Source organism: Flavobacterium sp., from assembly GCF_039930565.1.
Taxonomy (GTDB): domain Bacteria; phylum Bacteroidota; class Bacteroidia; order Flavobacteriales; family Flavobacteriaceae; genus Flavobacterium.
Genome location: NZ_JBDTTP010000023.1, coordinates 15,394 through 40,061, shown reverse-complemented (window position 1 = coordinate 40,061; position 24,668 = coordinate 15,394). Strand labels below are relative to the sequence as shown.

General features: G+C 33.6%; 21 protein-coding genes. 4 read left to right on the top strand and 17 right to left on the bottom strand.

The window, feature by feature from the left end; translation table 11 throughout:
* Positions 1-17: 17 nt before the first annotated feature.
* The 12 genes from ftsA to mraZ all read right to left on the bottom strand — a co-directional run bounded on the left by ftsA (position 18) and on the right by mraZ (position 13,943).
* Positions 18-1,427 carry a cell division protein FtsA gene (gene ftsA, locus ABI657_RS08095; RefSeq protein WP_348096741.1) on the bottom strand — a complete coding sequence of 470 codons (1,410 nt, stop codon included), beginning with the start codon at positions 1,425-1,427 and terminating at the stop codon, positions 18-20.
* Between the two features lie 6 nt (positions 1,428-1,433).
* The gene (locus ABI657_RS08090) at positions 1,434-2,156 is read right to left on the bottom strand and encodes a cell division protein FtsQ (protein WP_348096740.1); all 723 of its coding nucleotides are present in this window, start codon (positions 2,154-2,156) and stop codon (positions 1,434-1,436) included.
* Complete coding sequence (murC, locus tag ABI657_RS08085; protein ID WP_348096739.1) at positions 2,143-3,492, bottom strand: UDP-N-acetylmuramate--L-alanine ligase; 1,350 nt, start codon at positions 3,490-3,492, stop codon at positions 2,143-2,145. The genes ABI657_RS08090 and murC overlap by 14 nt, the downstream gene beginning before the upstream one ends.
* Positions 3,493-3,644: 152 nt before the next feature.
* Positions 3,645-4,730, bottom strand: coding sequence for an undecaprenyldiphospho-muramoylpentapeptide beta-N-acetylglucosaminyltransferase (gene murG / locus ABI657_RS08080; protein ID WP_348096738.1), 1,086 nt, complete (start codon positions 4,728-4,730; stop codon positions 3,645-3,647).
* A 44-nt stretch (positions 4,731-4,774) separates the two neighbouring features.
* Positions 4,775-6,082, bottom strand: a complete 1,308-nt coding sequence (locus ABI657_RS08075) for an FtsW/RodA/SpoVE family cell cycle protein (RefSeq protein WP_348096737.1) — start codon at positions 6,080-6,082, stop codon at positions 4,775-4,777.
* 72 nt (positions 6,083-6,154) lie between these two features.
* Complete coding sequence (gene murD, locus ABI657_RS08070) at positions 6,155-7,486, bottom strand: UDP-N-acetylmuramoyl-L-alanine--D-glutamate ligase (RefSeq protein ID WP_348096736.1); 1,332 nt, start codon at positions 7,484-7,486, stop codon at positions 6,155-6,157.
* Positions 7,487-7,488: 2 nt separating this feature from the next.
* Positions 7,489-8,715: a phospho-N-acetylmuramoyl-pentapeptide-transferase gene (mraY, locus tag ABI657_RS08065; RefSeq protein WP_348096735.1), complete on the bottom strand. Its 1,227-nt coding sequence runs from the start codon at positions 8,713-8,715 to the stop codon at positions 7,489-7,491.
* 54 nt (positions 8,716-8,769) lie between these two features.
* Positions 8,770-10,233 (bottom strand): UDP-N-acetylmuramoyl-L-alanyl-D-glutamate--2,6-diaminopimelate ligase, encoded by a 1,464-nt coding sequence (locus ABI657_RS08060; protein ID WP_348096734.1) that lies wholly within the window; start codon positions 10,231-10,233, stop codon positions 8,770-8,772.
* Complete coding sequence (locus ABI657_RS08055) at positions 10,230-12,236, bottom strand: penicillin-binding protein (protein WP_348096733.1); 2,007 nt, start codon at positions 12,234-12,236, stop codon at positions 10,230-10,232. The genes ABI657_RS08060 and ABI657_RS08055 overlap by 4 nt, the downstream gene beginning before the upstream one ends.
* Positions 12,227-12,574, bottom strand: coding sequence for an FtsL-like putative cell division protein (locus ABI657_RS08050; RefSeq protein WP_348096732.1), 348 nt, complete (start codon positions 12,572-12,574; stop codon positions 12,227-12,229). The genes ABI657_RS08055 and ABI657_RS08050 overlap by 10 nt, the downstream gene beginning before the upstream one ends.
* Before the next feature lie 12 nt (positions 12,575-12,586).
* A complete protein-coding gene (rsmH, locus tag ABI657_RS08045; protein WP_348096731.1) occupies positions 12,587-13,495 on the bottom strand; it encodes a 16S rRNA (cytosine(1402)-N(4))-methyltransferase RsmH in 909 nt (302 codons plus the stop codon).
* The gene (gene mraZ / locus ABI657_RS08040; RefSeq protein ID WP_348096730.1) at positions 13,470-13,943 is read right to left on the bottom strand and encodes a division/cell wall cluster transcriptional repressor MraZ; all 474 of its coding nucleotides are present in this window, start codon (positions 13,941-13,943) and stop codon (positions 13,470-13,472) included. The genes rsmH and mraZ overlap by 26 nt, the downstream gene beginning before the upstream one ends.
* 377 nt (positions 13,944-14,320) lie before the next feature.
* Here mraZ and ABI657_RS08035 point away from each other — a divergent pair, with 377 nt between their 5' ends.
* Both ABI657_RS08035 and yihA read left to right on the top strand, forming a co-directional pair.
* Positions 14,321-15,085 (top strand): alpha/beta hydrolase, encoded by a 765-nt coding sequence (locus ABI657_RS08035; RefSeq protein ID WP_348096729.1) that lies wholly within the window; start codon positions 14,321-14,323, stop codon positions 15,083-15,085.
* Positions 15,086-15,125: 40 nt separating this feature from the next.
* Complete coding sequence (yihA, locus tag ABI657_RS08030) at positions 15,126-15,746, top strand: ribosome biogenesis GTP-binding protein YihA/YsxC (protein ID WP_348096728.1); 621 nt, start codon at positions 15,126-15,128, stop codon at positions 15,744-15,746.
* A gap of 70 nt (positions 15,747-15,816) precedes the next feature.
* On the opposite strand, the gene ABI657_RS08025 is transcribed toward yihA, so the two are convergent.
* The 3 genes from ABI657_RS08025 to gldB all read right to left on the bottom strand — a co-directional run bounded on the left by ABI657_RS08025 (position 15,817) and on the right by gldB (position 19,760).
* Complete coding sequence (locus tag ABI657_RS08025; protein WP_348096727.1) at positions 15,817-18,270, bottom strand: glycoside hydrolase family 9 protein; 2,454 nt, start codon at positions 18,268-18,270, stop codon at positions 15,817-15,819.
* Positions 18,271-18,468: 198 nt separating this feature from the next.
* Positions 18,469-18,804 (bottom strand): gliding motility protein GldC, encoded by a 336-nt coding sequence (gene gldC / locus ABI657_RS08020; protein WP_348096726.1) that lies wholly within the window; start codon positions 18,802-18,804, stop codon positions 18,469-18,471.
* A complete protein-coding gene (gldB, locus tag ABI657_RS08015; protein WP_348096725.1) occupies positions 18,804-19,760 on the bottom strand; it encodes a gliding motility lipoprotein GldB in 957 nt (318 codons plus the stop codon). The genes gldC and gldB overlap by 1 nt, the downstream gene beginning before the upstream one ends.
* Positions 19,761-19,857: 97 nt before the next feature.
* On the opposite strand from gldB, the gene nadE reads away from it, so the two are divergent.
* Together nadE and ABI657_RS08005 are read left to right on the top strand one after the other, a co-directional pair.
* On the top strand, positions 19,858-20,664 hold the full coding sequence (nadE, locus tag ABI657_RS08010; RefSeq protein ID WP_348096724.1) for an NAD(+) synthase: 807 nt from the start codon (positions 19,858-19,860) through the stop codon (positions 20,662-20,664).
* Between the two features lie 91 nt (positions 20,665-20,755).
* Positions 20,756-21,385: a response regulator transcription factor gene (locus ABI657_RS08005; protein WP_348096723.1), complete on the top strand. Its 630-nt coding sequence runs from the start codon at positions 20,756-20,758 to the stop codon at positions 21,383-21,385.
* 104 nt (positions 21,386-21,489) lie between these two features.
* Here the strand turns inward: ABI657_RS08005 and dnaG are convergent, their stop codons facing one another.
* A complete protein-coding gene (gene dnaG / locus ABI657_RS08000) occupies positions 21,490-23,469 on the bottom strand; it encodes a DNA primase (RefSeq protein ID WP_348096722.1) in 1,980 nt (659 codons plus the stop codon).
* 128 nt (positions 23,470-23,597) lie between these two features.
* Positions 23,598-24,647 (bottom strand): hypothetical protein, encoded by a 1,050-nt coding sequence (locus ABI657_RS07995; protein ID WP_348096721.1) that lies wholly within the window; start codon positions 24,645-24,647, stop codon positions 23,598-23,600.
* Between the last annotated feature and the right edge of the window lie 21 nt (positions 24,648-24,668).

The window sequence follows — 24,668 nt, the reverse complement described above, 5'->3', positions numbered from 1 at the left end:
AATTCCTTTTCTTTTTATTATTCTGCGTTGTCTAAAAAATCCTTGATTTTATCGACGTAGCGATCAAAAAATGATCGTCTTATTTTAGTTTCTGTAGACTCTTCAATCGCCAAATTATTTTTAACTTCTATTGGCTGATCAAAAGTTTCTACTCTTTCAACGTAGTTTTCTTCTACTTCGTATCGTTGTTTTACAGGAGTCTGTACATTTATGTAAACTGGTTTTGGCTGTTCGTTTACAACTTCCCTTCTTACAGCACTTTGTGTACTATTTTCAATACTGTTCATTACCAACCCAACTGCAGTGGCAAATAACGGACTTGAAATTTCCTCACTTGAATTACCAGCTAAATGTTCGTTAGGATAACCAATTCTGGTATCCATACCAGTTATATATTCAACTAACTGCTTAATGTGTTTTAATTGAGCACCGCCGCCAGTAAGAACGATTCCTGCAATTAACTTTTTCCTTGGATCTTCATGTCCATACGCTTTAATTTCAGTAAAAACCTGTTCAATAATTTCAACGACACGTGCGTGAATAATTTTAGACAAGTTTTTTAGTGAAATTTCTTTTGGCTCACGTCCTCTTAATCCAGGTATAGAAACAATTTCGTTGTCTTTATTTTCTCCCGGCCATGCTGAACCAAATTTTATTTTTAAAAGCTCTGCCTGTTTTTCAATAATCGAACATCCTTCTTTAATGTCTTCTGTAATTACATTTCCACCAAACGGAATTACAGCAGTATGACGAATGATGCCATCTTTAAAAATAGCCAAATCTGTTGTTCCGCCTCCAATATCAATAAGTGCTACACCTGCCTCTTTTTCTTCCTGACTTAAAACAGCATCTGCTGAAGCTAAAGGTTCTAAAGTAAGACCGGACAACTCTATGCCTGAACTCTGAATACATCTGCCAACATTTCTGATGGATGATGCCTGTCCTACTACCACGTGAAAACTAGATTCTAATCTTCCGCCATACATTCCGATAGGCTCTTTGATTTCAGATTGACCATCAATTTTAAATTCCTGTGGCAAAACGTGAATAATTTCTTCACCGGGTAACATCGCCAGTTTATTTACCTGATCGATTAATAATTGAATATCATTCTCGCCGATTACCTCTTCCGGATTGCTGCGGCTAATATAATCTGTATGCTGAATGCTTCTGATGTGTTGACCGGCAATACCTACAACCACATCTTTGATTTTATAACCCGAATTATTTTCGGCTTCCAGAATCGCTTGCTGAATCGATTGAATAGTTTGCGTTATATTGTTTACAACACCTCTCGCCACACCCAGACTTTTGGATTTACCGATACCCAAAATTTCCAGTTTACCATATTCGTTTTTCTTGCCTATCATGGCCACTATCTTTGTTGTTCCAATATCTAGACCTACTGCAATGTTATCTTTTTCCATTTTCTATTATTTTGTGCAAACTACCTGTTCGGTAAACCTGAGATCAATTTTGTTATATTTGTATAACGAACTATCCAAAACGGCTTTCTGAAAAAAAGCTTTATAATTTCTAAATTTTTCATCCACATTCATTGTTCTGCCAAAATCAATGAAATAATTATAATTTCTATTAAACAATTTTAAGCTGCCATTAGGCATAATTTGTATGGCAATGATGTTTTTTTTCAAAAACGCATCGTCATAAATTGTGCGAAATAGGGCGGCTAATTCTTCGTTATTTTTTTTATTAATTGCTCCTGAAACGATAGGAACACGGGCTGTAAAATTTTCTGATAAAGGCATTTTATTACCCTCATAGTCAATATAAAAAGAGTTGCCGCCATCGTAAATTCTGGCTATTGGCGTCTTTTGTTTTACTACCGCTTTTAGAACACCATCAATACTCACAAACACGTCTGATTTTTCAATCAACTTTTGCGAATCAAGGTTTTTTTCTATTTTATTCAAATCTACCTCATCTTTTCGGATAGTGGAAGCGTCCTTTTTATTTTCTATCAACAATTTATTAACCGTTTCAGATTTTAAAAAAAGTGTGTTTTCACCTATAAAAACTACATTCGATTTTTTTAGTTTCCTATCTCCGTTTCTATGTTGTGCAAATGAATACAAAAACAATACCGCACCTAAAATAAGCACCAATCGAATATTTGTCCAATTAAATATTTTCATTTAGCATTTTTTTAATTGAAGGAACCATTTCACCAATATCACCAGCCCCTATTGTTACAATTATTGGCGCATCACTGGCTTTGATTGACGCTAATAAATCTTCTTTCGCAACAATTCTTTTGTTTTTATTTGTCATTTTATCCATTAACCAATCAGAAGTAATTCCTTCCATTGGCAATTCGCGTGCCGGATAAATATCCATCAAAAACACTTCATCAAATGCTGATAAGCTTTGGGCAAATCCGTCTGCAAAATCTCTTGTCCTGCTGAATAAATGCGGCTGAAAAACAGCCAATACCTTACGATTGGGATACAACTCCCTAACCGCCTGATGCACAGCATTTATCTCTGTTGGATGATGTGCATAATCGTCTATATAAACTAAATTTTCTGATTTTATCTGATAAGAGAAACGTCTCCTGATTCCATTGAAGGAAGCAATTGCTTTTGCAATTTTATCTGTTGCAATTCCAAAAGTACCAGCCATCGCAATTGCCATTAATGCATTCATTAAATTATGCTTTCCTGGTAATCCAAAATGAAGGTCTTTGATAATTTCTGATGGTGTCTGAACATCAAAAACATAACTGCCGTTTTCTATACGCACATTAAATGCCTTATAAGGCGCTTCTTCATTAATTGCACATTGAACACCTTCTATCCACAATTCTTTAGTTATAAAGAGGTTACGCTTGTTTTCTATTTTGGTAGCGAATTCCAGAAAAGAAGCTTCAATAGCATCGCTGGTTCCGTAAATATCCAAATGATCAGCATCCATTGATGTAACGCAGGCGATATTAGGATGTAAATGCAAAAATGAGCGATCAAATTCATCGGCTTCAACTACAGTAATTGTTTTACCGTTTCCAATCAAATTAGAATTATAATTCTCTACAATTCCGCCAACAAAAGCAGTAACATCTGCTCCACTCTCATATAAAACATGTCCTAAAATACTGGAAGTAGTCGTTTTTCCATGTGTTCCCGCAACTGCAAAACAAAAAGTATCCTTGGTAATAATTCCTAAAACTTCGGCACGTTTTTTAACCTCATATTGTCTCTCTAAAAAATAATTCCATTCTGAATGTGTTCTTGGAACCGCTGGAGTAATAACAACTAAAGTATTTTCTACAAAATAATCATCGGGTATTAAACCAATATTATCCTCGAAATGAATATCAATACCACTTTCAATCAATTCATTTGTCAGCATTGACGGCGTTTTATCATAACCCGAAACCTTCTTTCCGATATTTTTAAAATAGCGGGCCAAGGCGCTCATTCCGATACCACCAATACCAATAAAATAAACATTTTGTATTTGATTTAAATTCATTTCAATTTTATTTTTGAGCTATTTACAAGTATTCTAATTCATAAAAAACTAATAATTAAGCCTTTGTATTTTTCTAATTTTAATAACTCAAAATGCCTAAAATAGCATTCTGTTTCTATTATATTGTTGTATGATTTTTAAAAAAAATTACATTATAACAACTTTTTAATTTCTTCTATGATAGCTTTCGTGGCGTTAGGCATTGCGAGTTTTTTAATATTCTCACTTAATTGATTTTGCTTGCCTTTATCTTTTAATAAAGCCTCAAAAACAATACTGAACTGACTATCTAATTCTGATTCTTTCAATAAAATAGCACCTTTTGCATCAACAATTGACTGAGCATTTTTAGTTTGATGATCTTCAGCTACATTTGGTGACGGGATAAAAATTACCGGTTTCCCCACAATACATAATTCTGAAACTGATGACGCTCCTGCCCGGGAGATGATAACATCTGCCGCTGCGTAGACAAAATCCATTCTTTCTATAAAATCAACAACCTTTACATTTGGAAGATTGTATTTTTTATAATCCCCAAAATATAATTTTCCGCATTGCCAAATAATCTGAATATCGTGAGAAAGTATGTTTTTTAATTCCTTCTCAATTAACTGATTTATTCTTCTTGCACCTAGACTTCCTCCTAAGACCAACAGTATTTTTTTATTCGGATCAAGATTATAAAAAGCAATCGCTTCTTCTTTTTTACTGCTAATATCAATTAAATCCTGACGTACCGGATTTCCGGTTAAAACAATTTTCCCTTTTGGAAAAAAGCGTTCTAAATTCTCATACGCAACACAAATGGCATTGGCCTTTTTGCTCAGTAACTTATTTGTAATACCCGGAAAAGAATTTTGCTCCTGAATTACTGTCGGAATTCCTGCAGAACCTGCAGCGCGCAACAAGGGTCCGCTTGCAAAACCTCCGGTACCAATTACCACGTTAGGTTTGAAGTTTCTTATGATCTTATTAGAATCTAACAGACTGCTTATAAGTTTAAAAGGAAACATCATGTTTTGGAATGTTATTTTTCTTTGTATTCCTGCAATCCAAAGTCCTTTTATTTCGTAACCTGCCTGAGGTACTTTCTGCATTTCCATTTTATCTTTGGCACCAACAAAAAGAAATTCAGCATCAGGAAATTGTAATTTTAATTCATTTGCAATCGCAATCGCCGGATAGATATGCCCCCCAGTACCACCACCACTTAGTATGAATTTATATTTTGTCATATCTTAAATTATAAATGCTTAAAAATTTATTTTGTTTTAGAATTTTATTTATTTAATACTGCATTCATTGGATTTTTAGAATTATCTTCAATTGAGTACATTTCAGCATCAACTTCTTTTTCATTTATCAGGTCTTCTTCTGCTAATTCCTTATCAATTAATCGTTGCAGCGCTTCCTTTCTTCGTTCTCTTTCAAGTTGCTCTTCAACAATTTCCTCATCTTTTTTAGTTACACTAATAATGATTCCGAGGGCAAAACAGGTCATCCAGATTGAACTACCACCACTACTAATTAAAGGAAGGGTCTGTCCTGTTACGGGCAACAATTCTACTGCTACACCCATATTGATCATTGCCTGAAAAATTAATGGAAAGCCCAGTCCGACGACGACTAATTTTCCAAATAAGGTATTGGCTTTATGCGAAGCGATCACAAATCGAAATAGTAACAATAAATATAAAATCAACACCATTAATCCGCCAATTAGTCCGTACTCTTCGACAATTATTGCATAAATAAAATCGGATGAAGACTGAGGTAAAAAGTTTTTCTGAACGCTTTTTCCAGGGCCCAAACCTCCTAATTTTCCGGATGCAATAGCTATTTTTGCTTTTTCAATCTGATAATCATCTTCATCAGGTTTATCTGTGGTGAAGTTCATAATACGACTTTCCCAGGTTGATACCCTGCTAAAAAATCTTGAATCCGGAAAAGCTTTGGCTACTAAAAGGAAAAACACCAACATTGCAATTCCTGAGCCTAAAATAAACCCAATATACTTTAATGGATATTTACCAATAAAGGCCAGCATCATAACCATGCAAAAAATTAATGCAGTAGTTGAAAAATTTGCTGGTAATATCAAAGCCAGGGTAATAAAAACCGGAATCCAAAGCTGTACCAACGAAACTTGAAAAGGTTCATTTTCTTCTTTAGTTTTCGATAAATAGCGAGCTACATATATAAACAATATGATAGATGCCATTGTTGATGTCTGAAAAGTAATTCCGATAAAAGGCACTTGTATCCAACGACTTGCATTGGCACCAGCAATTACAGTTCCCTTTAATAAAGTATAAACAAGCAAAATCCACACAACAGGTAACGCAATTTTTGAAATCGCCCTAAAATAGTGATAGGGTACTTTATGCACCCAATAAATAATGAGGAAACCAATACAAATATGAGCTAAATGTTTAACCAAATACCCTAATGTATTACCGGTTCCATGACCTATATAAGCCAAATTACTGCTCGCGCTAAAAACAGGCATAAACGAAAATAGTGCTAATAAAGCCACAAATGACCATATTACCCTATCTCCTTTTAATTTGTTTACCAATTCCTTCATAGTGCGTTTAGTTTCAAGTTTTTCTTATTTCAAGTTTCAAGTTTTCACATAACCTTAAACTTGAAACTATTTTTATAGATTATGAACCGCTTGCTTAAACTGTTTCCCTCTGTCTTCGTAATTTTCAAATAAATCAAAACTGGCACATGCCGGAGACAGTAAAACGGCATCTCCCTTTTCTGTTAAACGCTGAGCAGTTTTTACAGCATCACTCATATTATTTACTTCTACCATAATATCTACTACATTGCCAAAAGCATCAATAATTTTATGATTCTCAACCCCCAGACAAATAATAGCTTTTACTTTTTCACGTACTAATGACATTAATTCATTATAATCGTTTCCCTTGTCTACTCCTCCAACGATCCAAACAGTTGGGGCATTCATACTGTCTAAAGCAAAAAAAGTAGCATTTACATTTGTAGCTTTAGAATCGTTAATATATTGAACATTCTGAATTTTAAGAACTTTCTCTAAACGGTGCTCAACCCCCTGAAAATTAGATAAACTTTCACGAATTGTCGCTTTTCTTATTTGCATCAATTTTGCTACAGAGCTTGCTGCCATTGCATTTTTCATATTATGTTTTCCTTCTAATGCAATGTATTCTGTTTCCATTGTAAACTCTTCCTGGTTAATCATTATTTCCATCTTGTTGTCTTTTATAAAAGCCCCTTCACTAAATTGTTTTGTGAGTGAAAAAGGAATTAATTTTGCTTTTGTTGTATTATTACTTAACCATTCCGAAATTGCTTCATCATCTGCATCATAAATTAAATAGTCACTTTCTGTCTGATTCATGGTAATCCTAAATTTAGAATCGATATATTTTTGATATTTATATTCGTATCGATCTAAATGATCAGGACTAATATTGGTAATAATGGCAATATCTGGTCTGTAATCGATGATTCCATCAAGCTGAAAACTACTTAGTTCAAGAACATAAACATCATACTTATTTTCGGCTACCTGCCACGCAAAACTTTTTCCTATGTTGCCTCCGAGCCCAACATTTAATCCTGCAGATTTAAGTAGGTGATGCGTGAGCATCGTTGTAGTTGTTTTTCCATTACTACCAGTAATTCCTATTGTTAGCGCCTCAGTGTAAGGATTCGCAAACTCAATTTCCGAAATAACTTTTATACCAGCTGCAAACAGCTTTTTTACTATCGGGGATTTTTCAGGAATTCCCGGACTTTTCATGACTACATCAGCATTCAAAATCAGGTCTTCGGTATGTTTTTCCTCTTCCCATGCAATACCATTAATAACAAGAACTTCTTTGTAACTTTCTTTTATCTTTCCAAAATCCGATACAAAAACATCATATCCTTTTTTCTTTCCCAGAATAGCAGTTCCCACACCGCTTTCCCCTCCTCCTAAAATCACAAGCCTCATATCTATCTTAATTTTAAGGTAACAATTGATAATATGGCTAACATGATGGCAACTATCCAAAATCGGGTTACAATTTTACTCTCATGATATCCTTTCTTCTGATAATGATGATGCAAAGGAGACATCAGAAAAATTCTCCTCCCTTCTCCAAAACGTTTTTTGGTATATTTGAAATAAGCTACCTGAATAATTACCGAAGCACTTTCAGCAAGAAAAATTCCACAGAATAAAACAATCAATATTTCTTTACGCACTGCAATTGCCAATACTGCTATTATTCCGCCAATAGTCAAACTTCCTGTATCGCCCATAAAAACAGATGCGGGATACGAGTTGTACCAAAGAAAACCAATCAAAGCACCTACAAAAGCTGATATAAAAACCGTCATTTCTCCCGAATTGGGGATATACATAATATTGAGATAATTCGAAAAAATGATATTTCCCGAAACAAACGTAAATATTCCGAGTGCAAGAACGGATATTGCAGATGTTCCGGCTGCAAGACCATCAATTCCATCAGTTAAATTTGCTCCGTTAGAAACGGCTGTTATGATGAAAATAACAACCGGAATAAAAATTAACCATGCCCATTTTTCATATCCGTCTCCCATAAAAGATAATACTTCAGCATAATCAAATTCATTATTTTTTACAAAAGGAATTGTTGTTGCCGTAGATTTTTCTTCGATAGGAGCAGGTAAAACTACCGTTGAAGTCGTTTTGAATGCATCACTATATCCCGTATCTGTTCTAACTGTTACTGCAGGGTTAAAATAAAGGACCAAACCAACAATAAGACCTAAACCAACCTGACCTATAACTTTGAATTTTCCTTTAAGTCCCTCTTTGTCCTTTTTGAATATTTTAATATAATCATCTACAAAACCAATTGTACCCATCCAAAGTGTAGTAACAATAAGCAATACTATATAAATATTATGCAAACGTGCAAATAACAAAACTGGCACAAGGGTTGCAAAAATGATAATAAGTCCTCCCATTGTTGGAGTTCCTGCTTTCTCATTCTGACCTGCAAGACCTAATTCACGAACCGTTTCTCCAACCTGTTGATTACGTAAAAAATTAATGATACGCTTACCATAAATCGTTGACAAAAGGAGAGAAAGCATAAATGCCAAAGCCGATCTGAAAGTAATATATTGGAAAACTCCCGTTCCGCTGACATCTAATGTTTTGTTTAAATATTCAAATAAATAGTATAACATATCTTTTTATTTTAATTCCAAATACCAGTTTTAAAATGGTCAATTGAATTTTTGCTATTTTCCTAACTGTTCTAAAATTTCCTTAACTGTTTCCATATCATCAAAATGATGACGGACACCATTTATTTCCTGATATGTTTCATGCCCTTTACCTGCAATCAAAATAATGTCGCCAGGCTGGGCCAATTGACAAGCTGTTTTTATAGCTTGCTTTCTATCAGTAATTCTCAATATTTTTTTATAATTCTGAGGCTCAACTCCTTTTTCCATCTCGTCCAGAATTACTTCCGGATCTTCATTTCTTGGATTATCTGATGTTAAAATTGCTTTATCACTTAGACTTGCAGCTATTTGGGCCATAACTGGTCGTTTTGCTTTATCACGATTACCTCCACAACCCACAACGGCTATCAATTGTTCGTTTTTTGTTCGAATATCCTCAACAGTTTTTAAAACATTTTCGAGTGCATCCGGAGTGTGTGCGTAATCTACTATAACAGTTATAGCACTTTGGGAAATTATATATTCAAAACGACCCGAAACACTTTCTAAATCAGACAGTAAACGCAGCGCTTCTAAATTATCCATTCCCAACTCTACAGCTGTTCCATAAATTGCCAAAACATTATAAGCATTAAAATTTCCAATCAGTTTTACCCAAACTTCATTATCATTTACCTTAAGCAACAAACCTGATAATTGGCTTTCTAAAATATATGCTTTAAAATCAGCATATGTTTTCAGTGCATAAGTAAGTTTTCTGGCCTTCGTATTTTGAAGCATAACACTACCATTTTTATCATCAATATTTGATAAGGCAAAAGCTGATTTTGGCAATGAATCAAAAAATGATTTTTTTACATCACGATATTCTGCAAAAGTGGAATGATAATCTAGATGGTCATGTGACAGGTTAGTAAAAATTCCACCTGTAAAATGTAGTGCTTCTGTTCTTTTCTGATGAACTCCGTGTGAACTCACTTCCATAAAACAATGTGTTACTCCAGCGTCAATCATTTCATTTAAATAATGATTAATTGTTAGTGAATCAGGAGTAGTGTGCGTTGCTTTATATTCTTTTTCATCGACCATAATTTTTACAGTTGATAATAAACCAACCTTAAAACCCGCTTTTTGAAACAACTGAAACAATAATGAAGCAATAGTTGTTTTTCCGTTTGTACCGGTTACACCAACCAATTTTAATTTTTCAGAAGGATTTCCAAAATAATTAGCTGCCATAAAAGCTAGTGCAGTATTAGTGTCTTTTACTTTTATATAGGTAATTCCTTTTACAGTATCCTGTGGCAAAATATCACATATAATGGCATTTGCACCTAATTGAATTGCTTTGTCTATATAATCATGGCCATCAGATAAGGATCCGCGAATAGCTACAAATACATCATTTGTTTCAATTTTTCTTGAATCAAAGTCAATTCTGTGAATAGCAATTTCGGTTGAACCTGTAACAGATTCAATGCCCACTTTGTATAATATGTCTTTCAGTATTTTCACGATAATTCTAATACTATAATTGTATTTTTATTAATATTTTGCCCTGCCTGTATTGATTGTTTTTTTACTTTTCCAACTCCAATCACTTTTACTTTTATATCAAGATTTTCCAGTAAGGCAATTGCATCCATCCCCGGCATACCTTTTAAATTTGGAATCAATTTTGGTTTTTTTCTTGCTTCTACATCATAATTATCATAACTATATTCCTGCTTTGGAATTTTAGAATCAAGTTTTTTTATTTTATTTGTTGAAGGCGCATCTGTAAATATTTTTTGGGCAATTCTTTTAAAAACGGGGCCTGCAACATCAGCTCCATAATAATTATTTTTTGATGTATTTGGTTTATGAACCACCACAATACAAGAATATTTTGGATGTTCAGCAGGAAAATATCCAACAAAGGATGAAGCATAGTACAAGCCTTCTTTTCCTGCTTTACCATAATTTACCTGAGCCGTTCCTGTCTTACCTGCCATCGAAAAATCTTTGGAATATAATTTTGAACCCGTTCCTTTTTTAACTACATTAAGTAAAACAGCTTTCAGTTTTTTGTTAGTTTCCGGAGAACATACTTGTGGATTTATAACTTCCACATCAAATTTTTTAATCGTTTTATTCCATTCTTTAATTTCAGAAACGAATTGTGGCTTTACCATCACTCCATTATTGGCAACAGAATTATAATATGTTAAGGTCTGCATTGGTGTAACAGAAACTCCGTATCCAAACGCCATCCAGGGAAGGGAAACACCAGACCAGTTTTTATCTCCGGGATGCGGAATAATCGCTCTACCTTCTCCTTTAAAATGCAATCCGAGTGTTTTATGTAATCCATAACCTTTTATATGATCTACAAATTTTGATGGATTGTTCTTATAATTCTCGTAAACTGCCTGGACCATTACTGTATTTGACGAGAGTTCAAAACCACGTGCCAGCGAAATTTTTCCATAGCCTCCTTTATGCGAATCCCTAACTGCCCGTCCATAATATCTGATTTCACCACCTTTGCTATCATAAACAGTACTTGTGTCCGCCACTTTATCTTCCAGAATCGTCATTAAATCAACTAACTTGAAAGTAGAACCAGGCTCATGAGATTCTGCAATCGCATAATTTGTAGTTTCATAATATGACCCGTCTTCAGCCCTTCCTAAGTTAGAAATCGCTTTTACATGTCCCGTCTGCGTTTCCATAACGACAACACAACCATGATCTGCTTCGTAATCTTCCAATTGTTTCAATAAAGCATGGTGTGCAATATCCTGAATAAAAACATCTATTGTTGAAATTACATCATAACCATCCTGAGGGTCTATTTCGTTTACATCACGAATAGGTTTCCATTGCCCTTTAGCAATTTTCTGTTTTAAAATTTTACCATCTTTACCATTCAGATAACTTTTAAAAGCCCATTCTATTCCTTTTCCAACTTCAACACCTGTCGCAGGATCAAAACGGTCATAACCAATTGTTCTTTCTGCAATTTTTCCAATAGGATGTTTTCTAACTGTTTCCTGCTCTATAATGATTCCACCTTTGAAAGCTCCCAGACTAAAAAGAGGAAACCCTTTGATTCTAACATATTGAGTATAACTTAAATTGCGTGCAATTAAATAATAGCGATTTTTATTGGCACGTGCTTTTCTTAATTCATTCTGATAATAACCGCTTGGTCTCCCCAAAATAACAGACAAGGAATCAGAGAGCGGTTTTATATATTTTTCAAAATTCTCTTCATTAGCTGCTTTAGAATCAAAACGTATTTCATAATTGGGAATTGATGTTGCAAGCAGGCTTCCATCAGCAGAATAAATATTTCCTTTATTGGCAGGGATTACAAAATTCCTGACCGTACGCTGCTTGGCCAATTTTCGATAATAATTACCCTCAACCCATTGGATATTGGTTAATTTAACAACAATAGCAATTGCTATCAAAAAGATGAAAACCGCCACGAGGTAAATTCTATAGGATATATGTTTATCGTCTACTGCCATATTTTTTTAAAGAAACTTTTTTCTTCTTCTTTTTTTACTTCTATTTTTGTCGGAGGAACTGTTGATGGATAAATTTGCTTTTTTTCCATTTCACTTGTTACAGTAGACTCCATTTTTAGTTTTTGCAATTCTGAGCGACGGTCAACAAATTCAGAACGGAGTTCTTTTACCTCATTACTCAGTTTTGCTATTTCAAAAACCTTCTGCTCATATCTTTGTGTATTTGCAATCATTAGGATAGCCAGTAAAATAATAAAAACAATGAATCTCCAGTTTTTTACCGCATCATCATTTATAAGAAACCTTGCTTTTAATATATCGATTACACCCGTTTTCATTTCTACCTTATATTATATTTTTTCGGCAATTCTTAATTTGGCGCTTCTTGCCCTGTTGTTGATTTTAATTTCAGCATCGTCCGGCACAATTAATTTTCCGATGGTTTTAAACGGAACAGAAAAATTTCCGAAAAAATCACGTTCAGGCTCTCCACTGAACATTCCGTTTTTAATAAATCTTTTAACCAGCCTGTCTTCTAAAGAATGATAGGAGATGACAGATAATCTTCCACCAGGATTCAAAATCTCTAATGACTGCTCAATAAATTCTTTTAAGACATCCATTTCCTGATTTACTTCAATTCGAATCGCCTGATATATTTGGGCCAGTATTTTGTTTCGAACCCTTTCAGGTAAATATTTTGCCAAAACTTCTTTTAACTCATCTGTAGTTTTTATAGGCTGATACTCTCTTGCTTCAATGATTGTTCTTGACAAAACCGGTGCATTTTTCAATTCACCATAATCCAAAAACACTCTTTTCAGGTTGGCATCATCATATTCATTAACCACCCGATACGCGTTCAGATCATTTTTCTGGCTCATTCTCATATCCAGATCTGCATCAAATCGAGTTGAAAAGCCTCGTTCCGGAACATCAAACTGATGTGAGGAAACTCCTAAATCTGCTAAAATTCCATCAACACTTTTTACTCCATGAAAGCGCAAAAATCTTTTTATAAATCTAAAATTCTCATTAATTAGAGTAAACCTCTCGTCAGCCAATGCATTTACAAGCGCATCTTCATCCTGGTCAAAAGCAAATAATTTTCCGGTTGGCCCCAGTCTTTTTAAAATTTCTTTTGAGTGACCTCCGCCTCCAAAAGTTACATCTACATAAATGCCGTCCGGTTTAATATTTAAACCATCAACTGTAGGATGAAGCAAAACCGGATTATGATATTCCATTGTCGTCGTCATTAATATTTCCCATTACTTCTTCAGCTAAATCTGCAAAATCCATATCTTCGCCGCTTATAGATTTTTCATATAAATCCTTATCCCAAATCTCCACAATATTAACCGCTGATGAAAAAACCACATCTTTAGCAATACCTGAAAAAGCCACTAAATCTTTTGGTACCAACAATCTTCCTAATGCATCAATTTCTACTACTTTGACTCCGGCAGTAAATCTTCGAATGAAATCATTATTCTTTTTAACAAAACGATTGAGCTTATTGATTTTTTGCATCATCAGGTCCCACTCTTGCATCGGATACAACTCCAAACATTGCTGAAAAACAGAACGCTTCAAGACAAATCCATCTTGAAGAGAAGCAGCCAATTGCTTTTTTAAAGGCGCAGGCATCATTAGCCTTCCTTTAGCATCAACTTTACACTCATATGTTCCAACAATTGTGTTCAAAAAATTACATTAAGATGTTATAAAGCAAAAATATAAAAAATATTACCACATTTTACCACTAACTACCACTTTGTTAATAAGTTTAACCACTTTGATCAAAAGCTAATTAATTAAAAGACAATCAGGAGATTAAGTATTAATTATTTTGAATGTACAATTAATTAAAAATTACAAAAAATGAACACTTATTTTCTTAAAAAAATACATATTGTATAAATGTTTTAACATTTTTTAGAAAAAATAAAAAAGGCGATAAAAGCTGATTTATAAACACTTATAAATTCTACTAAAATTATGTAGTTAAAAAACAGCACCAAAAATTCATTTTTATTTATTAAAGCCTATATTTGTCGAAATTGAAATTGGCATTAGATTAAATGGACAAAAACTACAAAAAAGAAGGTAAGTACAGCTATTATGAAGCTGGAGAAGGAACTCCTATCGTTATTTTACATGGCTTAATGGGAGGCCTCAGTAACTTTGATGCTGTAGCAGAATATTTTCCAACTAAAGGATACAAAGTTGTGATTCCTGATTTGCCAATATATACTCAAAGTATTTTAAAAACCAATGTAAAAAGTTTTGCAAAGTATGTGAAAGACTTCATTACTTTTAAAGGTTTTGACAAAGTAATTTTATTAGGTAATTCATTAGGAGGACATATAGCACTTTATCATACTAAATTATATCCTGATAAAGTCGCAGGACTTGTAATTACCGGAAGTTCTGGTCTTTACGAAAGTGCTATGGGAGATAGTTATCCGAAAAGAGGCGACTATGAGTACATCCGAAAGAAAGCCGAAGATGTGTTTTATGATCCGGCAATTGCAACTCCGGAATTGATTGACGAAGTTTACGCAACAGTTAACGATCGTATAAAATTAATTAAAACGTTAACTATTGCCAAAAGTGCTATTCGTCATAATATGGCAAAAGATTTACCAAAAATGACAGTGGAAACCTGTATTATTTGGGGTAAAAATGATGCTGTAACTCCACCTAATGTGGCAGAAGAATTTGATAAATTATTACCTAATTCAACTCTTTACTGGATTGACAAATGCGGACATGCTGCTATGATGGAACATCCTCAGGAATTTAATGAAATTCTTGAAGAATGGCTTACAAAAAAGAGTTTATAGCACAAGCTTCAAATTTTAAAAGGTTTTAAAAACCAAAAACATGAAAATCAATACCGCCGAATTTATTATAAGCAATTCTGAAGTTTCCAAATGTCCACAGGATTTTTTGCCGGAATACGCATTTATCGGAAGATCAAACGTTGGTAAATCTTCGTTGATTAATATGCTTACCAATCACAAAAATTTAGCTAAAACTTCAGGAAGACCTGGAAAAACACAATTAATTAATCATTTTAAAATTAACAATAATTGGTTTTTGGTCGATTTACCAGGTTATGGTTATGCTAAAGTATCCAAAAAAACAAAATCTGTTTTTCAACAATTCATCACTGATTATTTTGAAACCAGGGAACAATTGGTTTGTGCTTTTGTTTTGATAGATATTCGTCATGAAGCTCAAAATATAGATATAGAATTTATGTCATACATGGGCGAAAGTGAAATTCCGTTTTGCATTATTTTTACCAAAGCAGACAAAATAAGCAAAACCAAAATTGACTCGCATATTGCAGCCTATAAAAAACAAATGTTTGCCAATAACTGGGAAGAAATGCCTCATTATTTTGTAACATCTGCCACAGAACAAACAGGTAAAGATGATGTTTTAAATTATATAGAAGAAGTCAATCAGGAAGTTTTTAAAAACAACAATCAGTTTTAGAAAAAACATAATTTAAACGGATAAAAGAGAGAAAATAAGCGCTCCGTTTGATCCCTTATTTTTTGAGACATTATTTTACAAAGTGTTTTTGTACCGCCAAAACCAGAAACATAAAATCCGTAGATCCCCCACCCATAACATATTCCGTTTGCTGCCAAAAGTAGGGCCATTTTTTAAGTTCTGGCAAGTTTGGTCTGATAAGTGCTGTACCAGAAGTTACTCCTCCGGGAATGTACGACCAATCTGCACGATTCATACCATATGCCACTAATAACGAATTTGAACCAATTCCTGAAGCAAAAGATGCTGTATTATTACCAGGATGAACTCCAAGTATAAAATTCAAGGCATTACTGTATACTTCATGATTAGCAAACTCCGGCCATGATTTGGCAAAATAATATTGTTTTACCCCAAATTCCTGCAAAGTCCAGCCTGCGCCCCAAATATTCGGTGTATATGGAACCCCATAAGGAGAGTCTGTGAGAGCATTTTTTTTAGTTTTAGCACTCCATTTTTCTGCTTCATAATTTAATTTGTTCAGGAATGATTTATCCTTTATTAAATGTTTCATCCTGCCTACTCTCCATCCAATCCTTTCAAAATTTTTCAACACATCTGCCTCCAAATCGATAATTTGAGCACTATAAACACTTTCATTTGTTGCCAATGCTAATTCAACAAGTAATGTTATTTTACTATCTGCTCTTTTTGTTTTTGAAAAAGACGTTCTGTAAAGTGCTTTCGCTGTTTCTAAACATTCAGCTGCTAATTTTGAATTCTTCACTTTTAAAACACGATAAGAAGCAGCAAGTCCTGCAGCTACATACAATTCCCTGTCAGGATTGTCTTCTGTAAAAACCCATCGATCGTCATCTTGTGCACTTGGATTAGCACTCCACTTTCCATCGGTAACTCCGCCAAAATCGCCAAGAATCGTATATTGCTTTAAAGTATTCGTAATGATTCCTCTATAAAGGCGTCCCATAGAACGATATCCGGCTAAAATTGAAGAAAGCCCGTGCTCCATTTGCTGCAAAGCATCCGACTTACCATCTGGCTGGTGAATTTCTACAATTTTTTTATCATAATCAATACTTGTGGCGTCGTAAGATTCAATATCAAATTCTTCCAGCATTAATGCAAGATTCCAAACCGTACCAATTTGAGATTCTACTCTCAAATCATCATCTCCGGCATCATGCCATCCACCCTGATTTAAATCCGCAACCACTTCATTCGCTTTATATTTTGTTAGTGTTGAAGGCCCCTGAACATAACCATCAAAATGATTAATATTTGTTGGTGCCATCTGAGCATCATCCAAATGACAGAAATTGTGCCAAATTCGATATTTTTCATTTACCCTAACGTGACACATTTGCACTGGTAAAAAGTATTCAAGTATAGGTTGCCAGACATTTCTATCATATAGTTTTTTGCTTATTTGAAAAGGAGATGTTTCATTTCCTTTATAACTAAGTGTATACATCCCTTCTTGCTTTACTTCAGAAAAATCTATTTGATAATAGTTATATCTCAAAAAATCTCCCCATTTTTCAGGCTTTATTGTTTTGATATTTTTTTTACCTAACTCATCGTGTTTTATCAAAATAACTTCGGATGGTTCGGTATCATTTGGGTCGTTTTCTAAAATAGCTACTTTAGATTGTGTCGGATAATATCCAACTTGTGAAACCTGGACTACTGGTTTGTATGTCCAATTAGAAATAACGTTTGGAGCAACCACAATGTCAATAACTCTTTTTCCTGAATTTTTAGAAATAGGCGCACGTATAATAAACCAACCGTTATTATGATTGATTCGGCCATCCCACAAAGCAATATCTTCCAGATTTGACTGAATAGTAACTCTTGACAAATCGCTTTCGGGAGCAATTGTAATTTTTTTTCCTTTACACAAAGGAACTCCAAGATTCTGCCCTTCAATTTGTGCCTGAAGCGGCCCATAAGGAGAATGAGTGAAAATACCAAAATTTCCATCACATATATAGGACTTCCCAAACAAATCACCGGGAAATAACTCAATATTAAAACCTATTTTCCCTAACCATTTTACATCAACCTCATTTTCTAAATCTACGGTAATGCGAAAATTATTTCCTTCGGCAGGTGTCACGTTTACTTTATATTTTAACTTCAAATCCGGATAATCTATTGGATTAAAACCAATATGATTTTTAGACTCATCAGGATATGATAAGGACTGGGAAATAGTTTGTGTTGCAGGATCTATTTTTTTTTCATTTTCTTTTGGTACAGGCGACCATTGACCTGGTGAAATTTCCAATCTCAAGTCACCATTTGCCATAACGCGCTCACCGTGTTGAATCATAGTTACCCCTGTTTGATGACCATCCGGATATATATCATCAAAGACTGTCACATCTATTCCTCTGGCAGTAAAATAACCTTTAGGATGAAGTTTCAGATTTTGCGCACCCATTTTTATCTGGAACATCACTAATAATATCACAAAAACAAACCCAATTCTATTTTTCATTAAATGTCTTTTTTTAAGAAATCAAATATAAATCAAATTATAAACAGTAAAATTTTAGATTGCAGAAAATATTGTGTAAATATTTAATTATAAAGGAATTAATGTTATAAAACCATTTAAATTAAACAACGAATGCTAATAAAAAAACCCCCAATACCATTTAAAATGGCATTGGGGATTTTAAAAATAACTAAAAGATTATTTTGTCAAATCCAATTTTTCTGCAAAATAATCACAGAAATCTTTCATCGTATCCGCCATTTTTTCGTCATCGGTTGCGCGTTTAAATGTATCTGACATAGCCACTAAAGTCTGGTGAAAGAAGATCTTCATTTCATCAACCGGCATATCTTTGGTCCACAGATCAATTCGCATACTTTCTTTGGCTTTGCTGTCCCAAATAGATAACATTATTGCTTTGGCTTCTTCAGCTTCAACACCTCCGTCTTTTGCAGTCCATGATAATTTTTCCGGAACGCGGTTTTCATCTAATTCAATATTGAATTTAATTTCTGATTGTATAGTATCTGACATCACTTCTTGGGTTTATATTTTGATTTTTCAAAAATTTCTTTTGGATCTGTTTTTAATAATTCTGGCAAAGTTACAGTATTATTTTTCATATACGAGCGTACCATTTGCCATCCTATCCATGCACCAACTCTTCCTGGCGAATCATTATCAATTTCCAGATAAAATTTAGAAAATGGCGCCGGTGCTATAAATCGGGTTGTCAATTTAGGATCAATACTATATAACATTTCTTTTTCGATAAGATATCGCCACATATAACCTTCATTTTCCTCGCACCATTTTATTTGCTCAGGTGCGTAGCCTATTTTTTCAGCGTCTGTATATCCTGGTAAAAGCAAATCTTTAGCGTATAATTGTTTTCCTTCGAAAATCATTTGAGAAATTAAATTTTTATCGGCATAGTCCGGAATATTTCTATATGCAAAACTCGTTACCACATCTGGCATAATTTGCTTCTGCTCGAAATTTTGCTTCAAATAACCGGGAAACTGATAGAATCTATGGTCTTTTCCTAAATATAATTCTAAGGCAACTATCACAAGGGTATCTGCATAAATAGCTTTTGCAGTGTAATCCATTTCTCCCACTACCGTTATGACTTTGGGTGTTTTGGTTTTTGGAAAATAAAATTTTACGTGTTGAAAAAGCAAATTAAATTCCTGACGAACAGGCTCAAAATCAGCATACTTTTTTTGCACTTCAGTATAAACCTCTCTCCAGATTGGTTCCTGCATTTTGCTTAACCAGACAGTGTCATCGTTTCCTGCCGGAAAAAAGTAAGGATATTGTTTTTTAACCTTTGCCAAATCTTCAGGTTTAGTTTCAAAAAACACCTTATCAAAACGCTCCACCTTAATATCAACCGGAATTTCTTCAACGGCTTTTTCTACTTTGTTTTTTTGATCACACGATAAAAAAAACAAAGACACAACCACTACAAAGCGATATATTTTCATTTTATTTTAATTAGATTTGTGTTACTTAACTTAAAGTAAACATATACTTAAAAATTTGTGCAAATATACATCCCTGTATTTTAAAACTTGAATTATTATGGCTAAAAAAAGCACTATTCAGACAGAAAAAGTAAATGGCCACATTGTAGAGTGGTTAAAAGATTACGCTAATAATGCAAAAGCGAATGGTTTTGTAATTGGAATATCCGGAGGAGTTGATTCGGCAGTAACTTCTACTTTATGTGCTCAGACAGGTTTAAAAGTCTTATGTGTTGAAATGCCGATTCATCAATCTGAAACTCAGGTTTCAAGAGGAAGAGAGCATATTGAACAATTAAAAAAGCGTTTTCCTAATGTTTCAGAGATAAAAACAGATTTAACTGAAATATTTGAAGCCTTTAAAAATTCAGTTCCAAAAAGTCATGATGAGGCTAAAATAAATTTATCACTAGCTAATACAAGAGCTCGTTTGCGTATGAGTTCATTATATTATTTAGCAGGAATACATGGCCTTTTAGTTGCAGGAACAGGAAACAGGGTAGAAGATTTTGGCGTAGGTTTTTATACCAAATATGGAGATGGCGGAGTCGATTTGAGTCCAATCGCCGATTTAATGAAATCTGATGTATATGCTCTTGGAGAACACTTAAAGATTCCTGTATCAATTTTAACAGCTGCGCCTACCGATGGCTTATTTGGAGACAACCGAACAGATGAAGATCAATTGGGAGCAAGTTATGATGAATTAGAATGGGCGATGTTGGCTTCAGAAGCAGGAAATACAATAGCTGACTTTAATGGAAGAGAAAAAACTGTTTTTGAAATTTATAAAAGGCTTAATACCAATAACAAGCATAAAATGGAAGCAATTCCGGTCTGTTTTATCCCTAAAACGTTAAAATAACACTTTTTAACATTGGTTTGCAATAATTTACAGAATTTATTTATTAATTTTACCACTCCAAAAACATAATTAATTTTAAAAAGGTAAAACTATGATTAAAGTATGTCTAGCAGACAACCACCCTGTTACGCACTTTGGCGTTAAATCGTATTTTAAAGACCATGATGAAATTTCAATTGTTGCTAATGTAGGCAATTTTTCAATGGTTCGTGACATTCTTCAAACTAAGGAGATCGACATCCTAATTCTGGATTTAGAATTAGAAGGTCTTTCCAGTATTTTTGAAGTAAAGTCAATTTTGAAAAATTTTCCGAAAACCAAAATTGTTATTTTCAGTGATCTGGCGGAACAAATGTATGCTCCTAATGCAATTAAAGCAGGAGTTTCAGGGTATGTACATAAAACAGAAAAACTGGAAACTTTAGGTCTTTCTATTATTAAGGTACACGAAGGAAAAATTATCATTAATGAAACTGTGCGAAAAAACATGGCTCTTATCGCTAAACAAAGCAAGAGTGAACGTTTGTACAGAAAGTTATCAAATCGTGAAATTGAAGTTTTACGCTATTTGAGTGATGGTAAGAAAAACAATGAGATTTCTAAAATCTTAAATCTGAACGAAAAAACGATCAGTACTTACAAATTAAGATTATTGACAAAACTAAATGTTACTAACCTAGTTGACTTAGTTAACAAAGCTAAAACATTAGAGATTATCTAATTTATGATAATCCGGTTACCTGGTGATGAAATCATCCCATAAAAAAAGCTCTATATTTTTTTCAATATAGAGCTTTTTTGTATTTATCATTTTCCCGATATAAATTAAGAAATATAGTTTACTACCACTACACCTTTTTCCCGTGCTATAATATTTTTCAATGTATTATAATCATTAATCATAGGGAGAACTTCAATACTATCAACACTTGGCTCAGTAATTAATGAATTTTGTAATTCTGTAATTACCTTTACTATCAAAAGTAATCTCATAGATAGAATTGTGTCAGTTACATTTTGTTCTATAGTAACATTTTTATGCTTTGGAAAAATATTTCTTCCTTCCCAATTATGAATAACCTCTCTTTCATCTTCCATTAAAATACTGGTAACTTCCTGTGCCAGATCCGGATTTAAACGCATTAAATACTGGTCTAAACTAAAATTTTCATTTCGATTATAATAATCAATTAAATCCGTAAATATATTCCTAAATAATTCATTTGAAAGTTCTACTTCGTCTTCCTGCAGACTAAGATAAACACGTTGAAAAACTTTTTGTTCTCTTTTCTCATCTACTTCTTTGGCAACACCTTCTTCATCAACTTTCAACACAACATCTTTGAACTCCTCACTTATATTGCCATACAGTAATAAAATTTTAATTACCTCTCTTTCAAAAATAAACAAGCTGTCCACTTTTTCAGCCGGTTCAGGATTTTCATTTTTAATAATTTCAAAAGCTTTTTGTTCCTGCTTCTGTTTTTTAACACCTTCAACAATATCTTTCTGCACCAACTGTGCCAATGTACTTAAAAGTACCTGTTCTGAAATATCCATGATTCTGGCGCACTCCTGAATGTATATTTCGCGTTGGATACGATCCGGTATTTTAGAAATACTATTGACCATATCCCGAATCAAATCTGCCTTTTTAACCGGATCGTTCTTGGCATCATTCATTAAAATCGAAGCCTTAAACTGTATAAAATCTTTACTGTTTTGTTCTAAATAAGCAACTAAATCATCATGCGAATTTTTTCTGGCAAAACTGTCCGGATCTTCTCCATCAGGAAAAGCACAAACCCTTACATTCATGCCTTCTTCCAGAATTAAATCGATTCCACGGATAGAAGCGCGAAGTCCTGCGGCATCTCCATCAAAAAGTACTGTAATATTTTTTGTTAAGCGATTAATCAGCCTGATTTGATCCGGCGTTAATGCTGTTCCGGAAGACGCTACCACATTCTCTATTCCAGCCTGATGAAACTGAATTACATCTGTATATCCTTCGACTAAATAGCAGTTATTTTGTTTAGCAATCGATTGTTTGGCATGATAAATTCCATAGAGCACTTTACTTTTATGGTAAATATCACTTTCAGGAGAGTTTAAATACTTGGCGGCTTTTTTATCATTGGTTAAAATACGGCCTCCAAAACCCAACACACGTCCAGACATACTTTGTATAGGGAACATAACGCGCCCTTTAAAGCGATCAAAAGGCCGGTCATCTTTGGCAATTGTCAATCCCGTACTTTCAAGGTATTCTAATTTATAGCCTTTGCCAAGTGCTTCCTTTGTAAAACTATCCCAGCCTTCTGGAGAATATCCTAAATTAAACTTTTTAATAGTTTCATTGGTAAAGCCTCTTTCCTTAAAATAAGAATATCCGATAGCTTTTCCTTCTTCAGAATTTAAAAGCACATCCTGGAAATACTTTGAAGCAAATTCAGAAACCAGATACATGCTTTCACGGACATCCGTTATGGCTCTTTCCTGATCTGTCTGCTCCGTTTCTTCAATTTCGATATTGTATTTTCTGGCTAAGTAACGAATGGCTTCCGGATAGGTAAAATGTTCGTGTTCCATTAGAAACTTAACAGAATTCCCGCCCTTCCCGGTACTAAAATCTTTCCAGATTTGTTTTACAGGAGAAACCATAAACGATGGCGAGCGCTCATCTGAAAAAGGACTCAAGCCTTTAAAATTACTTCCGGCACGTTTTAAATTAACAAAATCACCAATAACCTCCTCAACACGAGCAGTTTCAAAAACAGTATCAATTGTATTTTGTGATATCAAAACGTAAAAATATTTATAAATTTTAAGCCTGTAAAAATACACAAATCCAACTTGAAATTTGTTTATTTGATGCAAAAAAGCACCTCTTTCAAAGTGCTTTTTTCAATTAACTAATTCAAAACTTATTCTTAATTCAGATCAAATCGAACACCTAATGAAATATTATTTTCTTTTATTACATTATCCTGAAATAACGGATTCAAATCATATTTCAAATACAAACTTGTTTCTTTGTATCCAATGTAAGTACTCAATCCATAAATAAAATTATTGGTATTAAAATCTCCTTTTGTTTTTTCTGTAGCCTTATAATCATTGTCTTCATATTTTAAGATTTGCTTTGATTTTACATTGATTCCTGCATATCCTCCAAATCCTACACGAAAACCTTTGTGCGTTCTAAAGTAACTTTTACCGTCACTTTGATCTTGTTTTGAAAAATCAAATTCTAAATGTACCGGCGCAACCAAATATACATTCCTGAAACGTGATTCTTTCAAATTTATAGCATTAGTCTCCAAGCCTGTTTGCTCACCATTGACTACAAAACTGCGATTATCAGTAGGGCGAATGTTATTGTACATTACTGAAAGTCCGTATTTAGCATGCAACAAATTATTATTATTTAATAATCTAGAATTATATGAAATACCCCACTCATAAAAATGAGATCCTGTAAACTTGTATTTTGAATCCTGAAGCTCTCCATCAGCTATTATATTATTTAATCCTAAGGCAAATACAAACTGAGAAGTGGTTCTTTTTTCTCTCTGAATAGAATCTTTATCCGACTTATGACTCCAGTCTTTATCATTCCAGTGAATAACCCATGTATGATTTTTGGTTGAATCCTGTTCCTTGATTTTTCCGTCTACTTTTTGCTGTACCAAATCATTAAGTTCATTTTGAGCCAAAGTCACTTTTTCCTCAATAATTACAGCTCTTGCTTCTGCCAGTTCTTTTTTGCGTTTATCGGCTTCATCTTTTGTGATTTTTCCTTCAGACAATTGAACATTGACGGTTTCTATTTCTGCCTTTAAGGTTTCTTTTTCTGATTTTGTGATTTTTTCAATTTTATTAGCGATCTGTTTTGCTCTTGACTCAAAAGTTTCCTGTCCAAGGGCTTTGCTGACAAATGAGAAAATTAAAATAACGAGATAAATGGTAAAATTTTTCATGATTGATTTTTAAATTGATTA